This is a genomic window from Mycolicibacterium chitae (assembly GCF_900637205.1).
GTDB classification, from domain to species: Bacteria; Actinomycetota; Actinomycetes; order Mycobacteriales; family Mycobacteriaceae; genus Mycobacterium; species Mycobacterium chitae.
The window spans coordinates 2168658-2182007 of the sequence record NZ_LR134355.1 but is presented as its reverse complement, the minus strand read 5'-3'; the positions used below and the strand labels follow the sequence as shown (position 1 = coordinate 2182007).

The 13350-nt window shown below is 70.5% G+C and carries 11 protein-coding genes and 1 pseudogene; 5 read left to right on the top strand and 7 right to left on the bottom strand.

Annotated features, from left to right (window positions below):
* Positions 1-13 precede the first annotated feature (13 nt).
* A complete protein-coding gene (locus EL338_RS10325; protein WP_126333673.1) occupies positions 14-1597 on the top strand; it encodes an FMN-binding glutamate synthase family protein in 1584 nt (527 codons plus the stop codon).
* Positions 1598-1603: 6 nt separating this feature from the next.
* On the opposite strand, the pseudogene EL338_RS10320 reads toward EL338_RS10325, so the two are convergent.
* Positions 1604-2385, bottom strand: a pseudogene (locus EL338_RS10320) (adenylate/guanylate cyclase domain-containing protein).
* Positions 2386-2549: 164 nt separating this feature from the next.
* Here EL338_RS10320 and EL338_RS10315 point away from each other — a divergent pair.
* Together EL338_RS10315 and EL338_RS10310 are read left to right on the top strand one after the other, a co-directional pair.
* The gene (locus EL338_RS10315; RefSeq protein WP_126333672.1) at positions 2550-3629 is read left to right on the top strand and encodes an oxygenase MpaB family protein; all 1080 of its coding nucleotides are present in this window, start codon (positions 2550-2552) and stop codon (positions 3627-3629) included.
* An 11-nt stretch (positions 3630-3640) separates the two neighbouring features.
* Entirely contained in the window at positions 3641-4897 is a 1257-nt protein-coding gene (locus tag EL338_RS10310) for an acyl-CoA dehydrogenase family protein (RefSeq protein ID WP_126333671.1), read from the top strand.
* Here EL338_RS10310 and EL338_RS10305 read toward each other — a convergent pair.
* Genes EL338_RS10305 through infC form a run of 4 tightly spaced genes read right to left on the bottom strand, consistent with a single transcriptional unit; the run spans position 4887 to position 6926 of the window.
* Positions 4887-5672 carry a TrmH family RNA methyltransferase gene (locus EL338_RS10305; RefSeq protein ID WP_235666500.1) on the bottom strand — a complete coding sequence of 262 codons (786 nt, stop codon included), beginning with the start codon at positions 5670-5672 and terminating at the stop codon, positions 4887-4889. The genes EL338_RS10310 and EL338_RS10305 overlap by 11 nt on opposite strands.
* Positions 5669-6058 (bottom strand): 50S ribosomal protein L20, encoded by a 390-nt coding sequence (rplT, locus tag EL338_RS10300; protein ID WP_126333669.1) that lies wholly within the window; start codon positions 6056-6058, stop codon positions 5669-5671. Before rplT ends, EL338_RS10305 begins: the two co-directional genes overlap by 4 nt.
* 40 nt (positions 6059-6098) lie before the next feature.
* On the bottom strand, positions 6099-6293 hold the full coding sequence (rpmI, locus tag EL338_RS10295) for a 50S ribosomal protein L35 (RefSeq protein WP_126333668.1): 195 nt from the start codon (positions 6291-6293) through the stop codon (positions 6099-6101).
* A gap of 6 nt (positions 6294-6299) precedes the next feature.
* Positions 6300-6926, bottom strand: a complete 627-nt coding sequence (gene infC, locus EL338_RS10290; protein WP_126333667.1) for a translation initiation factor IF-3 — start codon at positions 6924-6926, stop codon at positions 6300-6302.
* 248 nt (positions 6927-7174) lie between these two features.
* Between infC and EL338_RS10285 the strand changes: the two genes are divergently transcribed.
* Positions 7175-7543: a DUF1844 domain-containing protein gene (locus EL338_RS10285; protein ID WP_126333666.1), complete on the top strand. Its 369-nt coding sequence runs from the start codon at positions 7175-7177 to the stop codon at positions 7541-7543.
* Positions 7544-7598: 55 nt separating this feature from the next.
* Positions 7599-10865: a bifunctional lysylphosphatidylglycerol synthetase/lysine--tRNA ligase LysX gene (gene lysX / locus EL338_RS10280; protein WP_126333665.1), complete on the top strand. Its 3267-nt coding sequence runs from the start codon at positions 7599-7601 to the stop codon at positions 10863-10865.
* Between the two features lie 19 nt (positions 10866-10884).
* Here lysX and EL338_RS10275 read toward each other — a convergent pair whose 3' ends face one another.
* Positions 10885-11961 (bottom strand): hypothetical protein, encoded by a 1077-nt coding sequence (locus EL338_RS10275; protein WP_126333664.1) that lies wholly within the window; start codon positions 11959-11961, stop codon positions 10885-10887.
* A complete protein-coding gene (locus tag EL338_RS10270; protein ID WP_179967190.1) occupies positions 11958-13298 on the bottom strand; it encodes a hypothetical protein in 1341 nt (446 codons plus the stop codon). The genes EL338_RS10275 and EL338_RS10270 overlap by 4 nt, the downstream gene beginning before the upstream one ends.
* Between the last annotated feature and the right edge of the window lie 52 nt (positions 13299-13350).

Below are 13350 nucleotides of genomic sequence, written 5' to 3'. Positions count from 1 at the left end.
GTACCCTCGCGCCGTGCTGAGGCCACTGCTCGTCGCCGGCGTCGCGGCGGCCGCCGTCCTGTTGGGGTTGCTGGCAGTGCTCGTTCACGCCGGTTGGTGGCTGGCGGCGGTGCCGGTGGCGGCCCTGGCCGGGCTCGGGGTGTGGGATCTGCTGCAGACCCGGCACACCATCCTGCGGGCGTTCCCCATCCTCGGCCACCTGCGCTACCTGATGGAGGCCATCCGGCCGGAGGTCCAGCAGTACTTCATCGAGTCCAGCACCGACGGCACGCCGTTCGACCGCGAGACCCGCGACATGGTCTACGAACGCGCCAAGGGCACCAAGGGCGACGAGCCGTTCGGCACCGAACGCAACCTCAACGCCCCGGGCTACGAGTTCCTGCGGCACTCGCTGCGCGCCAGGGTCGCCCCGGCCATCGCCCCGAGCGTCCGGCTCGGCGGCCCCGACTGCGCCCAGCCCTACGACATCGCGCTGCTCAATGTTTCGGGGATGAGCTTCGGCGCACTGTCCCCCACCGCGGTCGAGGCGCTCAACGCGGGGGCAGCGCGCGGCGGGTTCGCCCACGACACCGGCGAGGGCGGCATCTCCCCGTATCACCTGCGGCCCGGCGGGGATCTGATCTTCCAGATCGGCTCCGGATACTTCGGCTGCCGCGACGCCCACGGCCGCTTCGATCCGGCGACGTTCGCCGAGAAGGCCCGGTTGCCCGTCGTCAAGGCGGTTTCGATCAAGCTGTCCCAGGGCGCCAAGCCCGGGCTGGGCGGTGTGCTGCCCGGCGCCAAGGTCAACGCCGAGATCGCCGCCACCCGGGGTGTCCCGCTGGGGCAGACCGTGGTGTCCCCGCCGGTGCACAGCGCGTTCTCGACCCCGACCGAACTGATGAGGTTCGTCGCCACGCTGCGCACCCTGGCCGACGGCAAACCGGTCGGATTCAAGCTGTGCGTGGGGTCGCGTTCGGAGTTCCTGTCGATCTGCAAGGCCATGCTGGTCACCGGCATCACCCCGGACTTCGTGATCGTCGACGGCGCCGAGGGCGGCACCGGCGCAGCCCCGCAAGAGTTCGAGGACCACGTCGGCATGCCGCTGACCGAGGGCCTGATGCTCGTGCACAACGCGCTGGTGGGCGTCGGGCTGCGCGACCGCATCCGGATCGGCGCCTCCGGCAAGGTCGCCAGCGGCGTCGACATCGTCTCGCGCATCATCCAGGGCGCCGACTTCACCCTGTCGGCGCGCGCGATGATGTTCGCGGTCGGCTGCATCCAAGCGCTCAAGTGCAACACCAACCGCTGCCCCACCGGTGTCGCGACCCAGGATCCGGGGCTGGCGCGCGCCCTGCACGTCCCGGACAAGACCACCCGGGTGGCCAACTTCCAGCAGGCCACGGTGGCCAGCGCGGCGCAGCTCGTCGCGTCGATGGGGCTGAGCAGCTTCGCCGAACTGGATCCCTCGATGCTGAATCGCCGGGTGGCCGGTCAGCGCACCCAGACCTACGCCGAACTCTACGAGTGGTTGATGCCCGGCGAACTGCTCGAGGATCCGGCGCCGCTGTCGTGGCGGTCGGATTGGATCGAGGCCTCTGCCGACGAATTCCGCTGAGGCCCTTCAGCTTTCCTTGGTGACCCGGTACATCGTCAGGTCGACGGGAACCCCGCTGGGGCGGGCACTGAACACCGGTCGGCGCACCTTCTTGACACTCACCCCGAGTTGGTCGAGTTCCTCGGCGCCGATCAGGTCCAGCGTGGCGCCGGAGACGACGATGCCGCCATGGGTGGCGCGTTCCATCACCCGGGCGGCGACGTTGACGTCGACGCCCACCCAGTCCGAACCGATCCGGTGCGGCCGGCCGGTGTGGATGCCGATCCGCATCTTGGGCGTGTAGCCCTGCACCTCAACGGATTTCAGCGCCTCGCAGGCGTTGACGGCCGCGACGATGGCCACCGTCGGACTGCGGAACACCGCCATCGACCCGTCGCCCATCCGCTTGACGATGTGTCCACCGCGTTCCAGCAGCGGCGGTTCGACGGCGCCCGCCACCCGGCGCAGCAGGGTCAGCGCGGCTTCGTCGCCGGCCGACAGCGCCCAGGCGGAGAAGCCCACGAGGTCGGTGAAGACCACGGTGGCCTCGGCGTTGGCGGGGCGGCCGGCCACCTTCTCGGTCAGCGCCTGCCACACCTGCAGGCCGGCCAGGCTCAGTTCCCGCGACGCGGCGTCGCGGTCGCCGAGCAGGCGCCCGGCGGTGCGGCGGCGGCCCGCGGCGCGCCCTGCCCGGCCGTCGACAGCGGATCGCCGAACTCGGGATCGCCGGGCAGAAACCGGCGCGCGCGCTTGACCAGGGCGACCACCCGCGCGGAGGCGTCGGCCGGTTGGGGCTCCACTCGGGCCAGGGTATGTGCTCGCTCGCGAGCCCGGCAATACCCGCTGGTCACGCCCGCATGGAGCGACGATGGAGCCCCGGTAACAGAAGTCGGTGACGCGCGCCCAAAGAGTAGACAACGGCAGTTGTCAGCTATATCTTCGAGTGATCTGGGCCACCGGATCAGGAGGAACGATGACTGCCAGCGCTCCCGACCCCGCACTTGCCGACATGCCGGACCCGCTCGGCCCGGACTCGCTGACCTGGAAGTACTTCGGCGACCTGCGCACCGGAATCCTGGGCATCTGGATCGGCTCGATCCAGAACATGTATCCACAACTCGGCGCCGGCGTCGAGGAGCACTCCATCCTGCACCGGGAGCCCCTGCAGCGAGTGGCGCGCTCGGTCTACCCGATCATGGGCGTGGTCTACGACGGTCCGCGCGCCGCCGAGACCGGTGCGCAGATCCGCGGGTTCCACCACACCATCAAAGGCACCGACGCCCAGGGCCGGTGCTACCACGCGCTGGACCCGGACACCTTCTACTGGGCGCACGCCACCTTCTTCATGCTGATCATCAAGGTGGCGGAGTACTTCTGCGGCGGCCTGACCGAGGCCGAGAAGCGCCAGCTGTTCGACGAGCACGTGCGGTGGTACGCGATGTACGGCATGAGCATGCGGCCGGTCCCGGAGACCTGGGAGGACTTCTGCGAGTACTGGGACCGCACCTGCCGCGAGGAACTGGAGATCAACCCGGCGACGCTGGACATCTTCGCCATGCGGATCCCGAAACCGAAGTTCCTCCCGATGCCGACGCCGTTGTGGGATCAGATGTTTCGGCCGATGCTGGCCGCGCAGCGCTGGGTGGCCGCGGGGGTCTTCGATCCGGCGATCCGCGAACGTGCCGGCATGCGCTGGACCCCCGGCGACGAGGTGCTGCTGCGGCTGATCGGCAAGGCGGTCGAGATCGCCTTCTGGGCGGTGCCCGACGAGATCCGGTTGCACCCGCGCGCGCTGGCGGCCTACCGTCGCGAGTCCGGCCGCGCCCCGGCCGACGCGCCGCTGGTGGAGGCGCCGTTCTTCACCGACCCGCCGCGCGACCGCAAGGGCCTACCCATGCACTACGCGCCGCGGCGCCGGTCGCCGTTCCCCAAGCCGCCGGTGCCGACTCCGCCCAATCCCATGGTCCTGATGGAACGCGCGGGCTCGCTGGTGCACACGACGTTCTCGCTGGCGGGCCTGCGGCCGGCCCGGGGCCGTCAGCCGGCAGCGTAGTCTGACTGCCCATGATCGAATGGACCGACGTCGACCTTGCCGTGCGCGATGCAGTTCGCCAGTTCATCGACAAGGAGGTACGGCCGCACCTGGACGCTCTGGAGAGCGGCGACATGGAGCCCTACCCCATCGTCCGAAAGCTGTTCGCCACCTTCGGACTTGATGTCATGGCGCGGGAGTCGCTGGAGAAGCGCCTGGACCGGATGCGCAACGGGACCAGCACCGACCCAGCCGCGGACTCGGGCAAGTCCGGGGGCATGTTCGGCGACAGCGGCGGCGCCTCGGCCGGCATGGGGTTCATGCTGATCAGCGAGCTGTGCCGGGTCTCGATGGGCATCGTCACGGGCATGGGCGTGAGCCTGGGCCTGACGGTCCCCACCATCGCCTCCCGCGGCACCGTCGCCCAGCAGGAGCGCTGGCTGCCGGGCCTGGTGACCTACGAGAAGATCGGCGCCTGGGCCATCACCGAGCCCGACTCGGGTTCCGACGCCTTCGGCGGGATGAAGTCCTACGTCACCCGCGACGGCGACGACTACATCCTCAACGGCCAGAAGACCTTCATCACCAACGGCCCGGACGCCGACGTCGTCGTCGTCTACGCCAAGCTCGACGACGGCGACCCCGGCGTGGACAAGCGCGACCGGCCGGTGCTGACCTTCGTGCTGGACCGCGGGATGGAGGGCTTCGAGCAGTCGAAGCCCTTCCGCAAGATGGGCATTCACTCCTCGCGCACCGGCGAGCTGTTCTTCCACAACGTGCGCCTGGGCCCGGACCGGCTGCTGGGCGGCACGGAGAGCAACAACGCCGGCGACGGCCGCGACAGCGCGCGCTCCAGCTTCTCCACCGAACGCATCGGCGTGGCCGCGATGGCCCTCGGCGTCATCGAGGAATGCCTGCGGCTCAGCGTGGACTACGCCAAGAGCCGCACGCTGTGGGGCAAGGAGATCGGGCAGTTCCAGCTGATCCAGCTGAAGCTGGCGAACATGGAAGTGGCCCGGATGAACGTGCGCAACATGCTGTTCCGCGTCATCGAGGCGCGTCAGTCGGGTGCCGAGATTTCGCTGGCCGAGGCCTCGGCGATCAAGTATTACTGCTCACAGGCCGCCACCGACGTCGCGATGGAGGCCGTGCAGCTGTTCGGCGGCAACGGCTACATGACCGAGTACCGGGTGGAACAGCTTGCCCGCGATGCGAAGTCGTTGATGATCTACGCCGGCAGCAACGAGGTGCAGATCACCCACGTGGCGCGGGGCCTGCTCAGCGACTAGTGCGACCGGCGGCGTGGGCGCGGGCGCTCTGGTACAGACAGATCGCCGCGGCCGCGCCGACGTTGAGACTCTCGGCGTCCCCGGGCATCTCGATGCGGACGCGGTGGTCGGCCGCCCCGGCCACCTCCGCGGGCAACCCGTGGGCCTCGGGGCCGAACAGCCAGGCCGTCGGTCCGGCGAGGTCGGCCTGGGCCAGGTCGACCTCACCGTCGAGCGCCGTGGCGAGCACCTGCAGGCCGGCCCCCTGCACCGCGGCGATGACGGCCTCGGTGTCGGGTTCGACCACCACCGGGACGGCAAAGATGCTGCCCGTGGAGGCCCGCAGGCACTTGCCGTTGTAGGGATCGACGCTGTGCCCGGCGAGCACCACCGCGTCGGCGCCCATGGCGTGGCCCAGCCGGATCAGCGTGCCGGCGTTACCCGGTTCGGAGACACCCACCGCCACCGCGATCAGGGCGGCCCCGGGCAGCACGCCGGGCAACGTCGGGGTCGGGGTTTCACAGACCGCCACCAGTCCGGTGGGAGTCACGGTGTCCGACAGCGCTTTCGCGGCCCGCTCGGTCACCACGTGCACCGTGGCGCCGCCGATCACGTCGGCGTGGCGTGCCACGGCGGCCTCGGTGGCGAACACCTCGGTCACCACACCCGCCCGGGTCGCGGCCTCGACCAGGTTGGGCCCCTCGGCGAGAAACCGTCCGGCACGACGACGGCCCGCGAGTCGCAACAGCTTCGCTGCGGCGACCACGCGGGCCGATCGTTCGGTCAGGGCGCTCAGGCGGCCTCGCCGGCGGGGGCGTTGACGTCCTCGGGCAGGGCGGCCTTGGCCACCTCGACGAGGGCGGTGAACGCGGCCGGGTCGCTGACGGCGATCTCCGCCAGGTTCTTACGGTCCACCTCGACGCCTGCGGCCTTGAGGCCCTGGATCAGGCGGTTGTAGGTGATGTCGTTCGCCCGGGCGGCGGCGTTGATCCGCGAGATCCACAGCTTGCGGAACTCACCCTTGCGGGCGCGACGGTCCCGGTAGGCGTAGGTCAGCGAATGCAGCTGCTGCTCTTTGGCCTTGCGGTAGAGCCGCGAACGCTGTCCGCGGTAGCCCTTGGAGGCCTTGAGGATTTCGCGACGCTTCTTCTGGGCGTTGACTGCCCGTTTCACGCGTGCCATGGGATGTTCCTATCGTTCGTTCGAAAAAGTCGGTGCGAGATCAGCCGTTGAGCATCTTGTCGACGCGCTTGGCGTCGCCCGCGGCGACATCCGTGCGGCCGTCCAGGCGCCGGGTGCGGCGACTGGACTTGTGCTCGAGCAGGTGGCGACGGCCGGCCTTCTGACGAACGATCTTCCCCGTTCCGGTGCGACGGAACCGCTTCGAAGCACCGCTATGGGTCTTTGCCTTGGGCATTGGTCCTCAGTTCTGTGTTGATTCTGCTGTGTCGGTGGGCGGCGGTTCAGCTGCCTTGGCCGCTTCGCCGGGGCGCTGACTCGGCGCGTCAGCGTCTTGCGCTGCCTTCGCACGGGTCTTCGCGCCGCGGTGCGGTGCCAGCACCATCGTCATGTTGCGGCCGTCCTGCTTGGCCGAGGTTTCCACGAAGCCGTAGTCGGCCACGTCGGCACCCAGGCGCTGCAGCAGTCGGAAGCCCAACTCGGGGCGAGACTGCTCGCGTCCGCGGAACATGATCGTCACCTTGACCTTCGACCCGGCCTCCAGGAAGCGCACGACGTGACCCTTCTTGGTCTCGTAGTCGTGGGGGTCGATCTTGGGACGCAGCTTCTGTTCCTTGACGACGGTCTGCTGCTGGTTCTTGCGAGACTCGCGCGCCTTCTGGGCCGTCTCGTACTTGTACTTGCCGTAGTCCATGATCTTGCAGACCGGGGGCCTGGCGTCAGGGGCTACTTCAACTAGATCGAGATCGGCGTCCGCGGCAACGCGGAGAGCATCTTCGATGCGCACGATGCCTACCTGTTCCCCTCCGGGACCGATCAATCGGACTTCAGGTACACGAATACGCTCGTTGACGCGGGTCTCAGTGCTGATGGGGCCTCCCTGGTTGTGTTCCGCTACGGAACCCCACCCAGTTCAGCAAAAAGCCCTGCTCAAAAGCAGGGCCCGAATGCCGACCGATCGCGGTGACTAACCGCCCACCCACGGTCAGACCGGGGCGGAAACGACAGCTAAGCTGCCGATGACCGGACCGTAGAACCCTTCGGGTCAACGGTGGGAGCGGGACTCCACTTGCTGTCCCGGCAGTTGCCGAGACGGTCGCGCATGCAAGTCTAGCAGGCATGACCGAAAATCCGAGAATCGTGCCCGACCCCTCCAGCCCCGACCCCGCGGTGCGCGAACTCGCCCAGATTCCGGCGGTCGAGGTGATCACCCGTTCGGCCGTGATGCTGATGAGCGCCGCCGCCGAGAAGCTCGGGCTGTCCGAACCCGACCCCGACGAGAGCCCCTACCGCGACCTCGACGAGGCCCGCCGGCTGATCACCGCCCTGGCCGGCCTGGTCACCGCCAGCGCCGAATACCTGGGCGCGCACGCCGGACCGCTGCGCGACGGGCTCAAGAGTCTGCAACTGGCCTTCCGCGAGGCCAGCGCCGCCCCGGAGGAACCGGGCCACGGACCGGGCGAGAAGTACACCGGACCGGTCTGGTAACAACTGGGCGGTTTGACCACGCGAACCCGGCGCACAGCGAATAACCTCCCGGCGTATGACCCTCGCCGCCCGCCCGGTCAAGCGCTTCGCGTCCCGCTGGCACTGGGTGCCCGCGGCCACCGGCTGGATCATCGGCGTCATCGCCACGCTGGCGCTGATCGCCAGCGTGTCCCCCCTGGTGCGCTGGATCATCCACGTCCCGCGGGAATTCGTCGACGACCATCTGTTCAACTTCCCCGACACCAGCTTCGCCTGGGCATTCGTGTTGGCCCTGCTGGCCGCCGCGCTGGCCGCGCGCAAGCGCATTGCCTGGTGGACCCTGATCCTGTACCTGGTCGGGGCGATCCTCACCAACGTCGCGGACCTGGTCACCGGGCCGGAGTCCGTCCGCGACGAGATCGGCGAGGTCATCGGCCTGGTCTTCCACGTGACGGCCATCGCCGTCCTGGTGTTGGCGCGCAACGAGTTCTGGGCGCGGGTTCGCCGGGGCGCCTTGATCAAGGCCGCGGCGGTGCTGCTGACCGGGATGGCCCTCGGCGTCCTGCTGGGTTGGGCCCTGCTGCAACTGTTCCCGGGCACCCTGCAGCACGGCGAACGGCTGCCGTACGCCGCCAACCGGGTCTCCGCGTTCGCCGGGGTGGACGCCGGCTTTTTTGACGGCCGCCATCCGCACGTCTTCGTCAACACCGCGCTGGGCCTGTTCGGGGCGCTGGCGCTGATGGCCGCCGCCATCGTGCTGTTCCGGTCGCAGCGCGCCGACAACGCGCTCACCGGCCAGGACGACGCGGCCATCCGGGCGCTGCTGGCGGTGTACGGCAAGAACGATTCGCTGGGGTACTTCGCGACGCGCCGCGACAAGTCCGTGGTGTTCGCCCCCGACGGGCGCGCGGCGATCACCTATCGCGTCGAGGTCGGGGTGTGCCTGGCCAGCGGCGACCCGGTCGGCGATCCGCGGGCCTGGCCGCAGGCGATCGGCGCGTGGCTGCGACTCTGCGAGACCTACGGCTGGGCCCCGGGGGTGATGGGCGCCAGTTCCGCGGCCGCACAGGCCTTTCGGGAGGCCGGCCTGAACGCGTTGGAACTGGGCGACGAGGCCATCCTGCACCCCGACTCGTTCACGCTGTCCGGCCCCGAGATGAAGCCGGTGCGCCAGGCGGTGACCCGGGCCCGCCGGGCCGGGCTGACCGTCCGGATCCGCCGCCATCGCGAACTGTCGGGCGAGGAGATGGCGCAGGTGCTGGCCCGCGCCGACGCCTGGCGCGACACCGAGACCGAGCGCGGCTTCTCGATGGCGCTGGGCCGGCTCGGCGATCCGGCCGACGGGGACTGCCTGCTGGTGGAGGCCGTGCGCGACGACGACGCCGAGGTCGTGGCGATGCTGTCGCTGGTCCCGTGGGGCAGCACCGGGGCCTCGCTGGATCTGATGCGCCGCTCCCCCGGTTCGCCGAACGGCACCATCGAGCTGATGGTCAGCGAGCTGTGCGCGCACGCCGAAACCCTGGGCATCACCCGAATCTCGTTGAACTTCGCCATGTTCCGGTCCGCCTTCGAGCAGGGCGCGCAGCTGGGCGCCGGCCCGGTCGCGCGGCTGTGGCGGGCCCTGCTGGTGTTCTTCTCCAAGTGGTGGCAGCTCGAGACGCTCTACCGGTCCAACATGAAGTATCAACCGCAGTGGGTGCCGCGCTACGCCTGCTACGAGGACACCCGGCTGATCCCGCGGGTCGGTATCGCCTCGGTGATCGCCGAAGGTTTCCTGGTGCTGCCGTTCAGTCGGCGCAATCGCCCGCTCACCGGACAACACCCCGCGGTCACCGCCGTCCCGACCGACATCACCGAACTGTTCGACGAGCCTCCCGCACCCGCGCTGCCCGAGCAGGTCCGGGTCCGGCTGGCCAAACTGGCCACCCTGCAGGCCGACGGGGTCGACGCCTACCCGGTGGGCCGACCCCCCAGCCACACCGTGGCCCAAGCCCTCGCGGAGACCGACGGCACCCCGGTGACGGTGGCGGGCCGGCTGTTGCGGTTGCGCGACTACGGCGGTGTGTTGTTCGCCGAACTGCGGGACTGGTCGGGGGATGTGCAGTTGCTGCTGGACAGCGGCGCGCTCGACGACGACTGCACGTTGCGCGCCTTCACCGCGGCCACCGACCTCGGTGATCTGGTCGAGGTGAGCGGGACGATGGGCCTCAGCAACACCGGGACCCGCTCGGTGCTGGTGCGGCGCTGGCGGCTGACCGGCAAGTGCCTGCGGCCGCTGCCCGACAAGTGGAAGGGGCTGGCCGATCAGGAGGCGCGGGTCCGCACCCGCTACGTCGACCTGGCCGTCAACCCGGAGGCCCGCAACCTGATCCGGGCGCGCAGCAACGTGCTGCACTCGATCCGGGAAACGTTGTTCGACAAGGGTTTCCTGGAGGTGGAGACGCCGATCCTGCAGCAGATCCACGGCGGCGCCAACGCGCGGCCGTTCGCCACCCACATCAACGCCTACGACCTGGACCTGTACCTGCGGATCGCCCCCGAGCTGTATCTGAAGCGGCTGTGTGTGGGCGGGGTGGAGCGGGTGTTCGAGCTGGGGCGAGCGTTCCGCAACGAGGGTGTGGACTTCAGCCACAACCCCGAATTCACGCTGCTCGAGGCGTATCAGGCCCATGCCGACTACCTGGTGTGGATCGACGGCTGCCGGGAACTGATCCAGAACGCCGCCGTGGCGGCCAACGGCGAACAGGTGATGCTGCGGCCCGGCGCCGACGGCGGGTTGGAACCGGTGGACATCTCTGGGCGGTGGGCGGTCAAGACCGTGCACGACGCGGTGTCCGAGGCCCTCGGCGAGCCCGTCGGCGCCGACACCGAATTGCCCGCGCTGCGCCGCCTGTGCGAGGCCGCGGCGATCCCCTACCAAACCCATTGGGACGCCGGGGCCGTCGTGCTCGAGATGTACGAGCACCTCGTGGAGGACCGCACCGAGGCGCCGACGTTCTACACCGACTTCCCGACGTCGGTCTCGCCGCTGACCCGCCCGCACCGCAGTCGGCCCGGGGTGGCCGAACGGTGGGACCTGGTGGCCTGGGGCGTCGAACTCGGCACCGCCTACAGCGAATTGACCGACCCGGTCGAGCAGCGCCGCCGACTGCAGGCCCAATCGCTGCTGGCGGCCGGCGGCGACCCGGAGGCCATGTCCCTGGACGAGGATTTCCTGCAGGCCATGGAATACGCCATGCCGCCCACCGGCGGCCTGGGCATGGGCGTCGACCGGGTGGTCATGCTGATCACCGGCCGCAGCATCCGCGAGACGCTGCCGTTCCCGCTGGCCAAGCCGCGCTGATCGCGCCCGGACACTCGGTTCAGTAGTCGGATTCGGCAGCGAGGACCTCGGCCAGGAACGCCTCGGCGCCCGGTTCGGACAACCGACGGCGCGCGAAGCCGCGTACCCGTTCGCGGGTGGCCGCCGACTCGCCCTCGACGTCCGCGCCGATGCGGATCGCGGGCCTCGACCAGTCGGCGTTCCACGCCGAGGTCTCGGACACCGGCGCGCCCTCGGCGTCGAACAACGCCAGCACCGCGCGGCCGGCGGCGTCCAGCACGCCCGCACCGCCGATGCCGTCGGCCCGCAGCGCGACCTCGATCCCCGCCGGCGAGCCGGGACCCACCAGCGCGACCCGCACGACCGCCTCCGTTCCGACCACCGACCAGTCGACGGTGTCCTCGGCCGCGTCGAACACACCGGGTGGCACCGCACTCCAGCCGACACTGGCCGTACCTTCGGCGATCGCCGCGCCCGGCGGCCGGGCGCCGGGGCCCGCGGCCAGCGCGTAGTCCTCGCGCCGGGCCGGCGCCACCACGGTGGCGGGCCAATCGACGCCGCTGTCGGCGGCCAACTCGCGGCAGGCGCGCACCACCGCCTGTACCCGCGGATCACCGTGGCGGGAAACCGCATTCAGCTCGGCCACCCGCGGTGCGAGCAACTGCACCGGATCCGAATCCAGGGTGTCGTCGGTAAAGAAGTCCTCGGCGGCGGCCGTCAGCAACGCGACCTCGGCGTCCAGCAGCGCACCGTCCAGCGCTGCGATGCCGTCCCGCTCGCTGACCGGCCACCACCGTCGCAGCCAGTGCCCGACGGCCAGGCGCCGCAGTCCGGCCGTGCTGCCGGGTTGCACCGCCACGTCATCGAGTTCGAGCTGCGAGCCCGGTTCGCGGTGGCGCAGCGCATCGAGCAGGACGACATGCCCGGTCTCGCCGAGCACGCGCCACAGCCAGTCCGCCCGTTCCGGATCGGTGAACGTGATCGACGGCGGGTCGGCCGGGTCGGCGTCGACCAGCCAGCTCAGCACCGCACCGCTGACCTCGAGCACCGCCACCAATGGCAGCGGCGCCGCGATCGGGCCGGTGCTCCACAGTCCGCCGTCGGCACCGAATCTCACTGCGGCACCGCCACTTCCAGCATCGTCTTGATCCGCTGACGGTGATCGAGGCTCACCGAGCGGGCCACCCCGTCGAGCAGGGAACGCAGGTCGTCGACGTCGCCGCAGGACTCCTGCCAGACGTCACGACCGTGCAGCCGGGCCCACAGCCGGCTCAGGTAGGGCCGGCAGAACGCCGCGAGGTCGTCGATCACCTGCTGCTGGCGCGGATGCACGGCCGCGCCGTCCGCCAGGTAGCGCCGCGCGTGCAGGACATAGGCCTCCTTGGCCAGCCGAGCCTGGATCCCCGCGGCCAACTGATAACGCGGCGCGGCTGTCTCGTCGAGCGGGTGCAGGTCCGTGGCCACCTCGATGCCGGTGAGCAGCGCGGCCTGCTTGTCCTCGGCCAGCAGGCCCCACGGCGCGCAGGCACGGTCCACCTCCTCGGCGCACAGCAGCGGGACGTCGGGCAGTTCGTCGCGGTCCAGGGCCCGGCGCAGCGTGGCCCGCACCCGGTCCAGCACGCTACGGTCCAGCGGCCGGTCCCCCGCCGCCTGACCGCTGATGGCCGGGGGTTCTTGCGGGGCGACCGAACTGAGGCCGATCTCGACCATCGACCAGGGCAGCCGGGCGTCCGCGCGGCGCGCGGCGGCGCCCAGGTTGTACGGGGTGGCGTCGGCCACCAACGCCGACCACACCCGCTGCCGGGCCACCTCGGCGCGATGGCCGTCGGCCGGGCCGAGCACCGTGGCCAGGCCGGCGAAGAACGGATCGACGATCGCGTCCGACGGCGCGACGTCGCGCCAACTGCGCTGCAGTTGCCGGCGTAACCGGTCGACCACATGCGCGTCGGCCACGTGTCGGTTCAGCGCCTCGATGGCGGTGCGGTCACGGCCCTCGTGCAGGTCCTGCAGCACCGCCGCGGCGACCTGCGCGCCGTCGTCGGCCGGGGCGCCGCGGGTCACCGCCAGTTCGAAACACACCGGGAAATAAAGCTCCTGGGCGTTGCCGGTGGTGATGCCCAGCCGCCGGCGCTGCTGCTTGAGCTGGACGAACCAGCCCGCCGCGGCGCGCAGGTGCGGCCCGTTGCGCAGCACCTCCTCGTGCAGCGCGGCGGCCACCTCCGGGGTCAACACGGCCGACGAGTACTGAGCATTGCTGCGTAACCGGAGCACCAGCGGATCGATGATGCGTTTGACGGTCCGGCGCAGCGGGCCGCCGTCGTTGCCGCTGAGCACCTCGACCTCGGGTCCCAGGGCCCGCCAGGCCCGGTCGATCACGGCGCGGCGCGGCTGCGCCGAATCCGGGCCCGAACCCTGGGCGGCCGCGGCCCCCGCGGTGTCGGACCCGATACTCATCGGAACCAGGATAGAGGCGCCGAAGTTGGGTTCGGTAGCCCTCCGACGGCGG

Coding starts and splice junctions, on each gene's coding strand:
- EL338_RS10315 (WP_126333672.1), top strand. CDS start 2,550: ATGACTGCCAGCGCTCCCGACCCCGCACTTGCCGACATGCCGGACCCG.
- EL338_RS10310 (WP_126333671.1), top strand. CDS start 3,641: ATGATCGAATGGACCGACGTCGACCTTGCCGTGCGCGATGCAGTTCGC.
- rplT (WP_126333669.1), bottom strand. CDS start 6,058: ATGGCACGCGTGAAACGGGCAGTCAACGCCCAGAAGAAGCGTCGCGAA.
- rpmI (WP_126333668.1), bottom strand. CDS start 6,293: ATGCCCAAGGCAAAGACCCATAGCGGTGCTTCGAAGCGGTTCCGTCGC.
- EL338_RS10285 (WP_126333666.1), top strand. CDS start 7,175: ATGACCGAAAATCCGAGAATCGTGCCCGACCCCTCCAGCCCCGACCCC.
- lysX (WP_126333665.1), top strand. CDS start 7,599: ATGACCCTCGCCGCCCGCCCGGTCAAGCGCTTCGCGTCCCGCTGGCAC.
- EL338_RS10270 (WP_179967190.1), bottom strand. CDS start 13,298: ATGAGTATCGGGTCCGACACCGCGGGGGCCGCGGCCGCCCAGGGTTCG.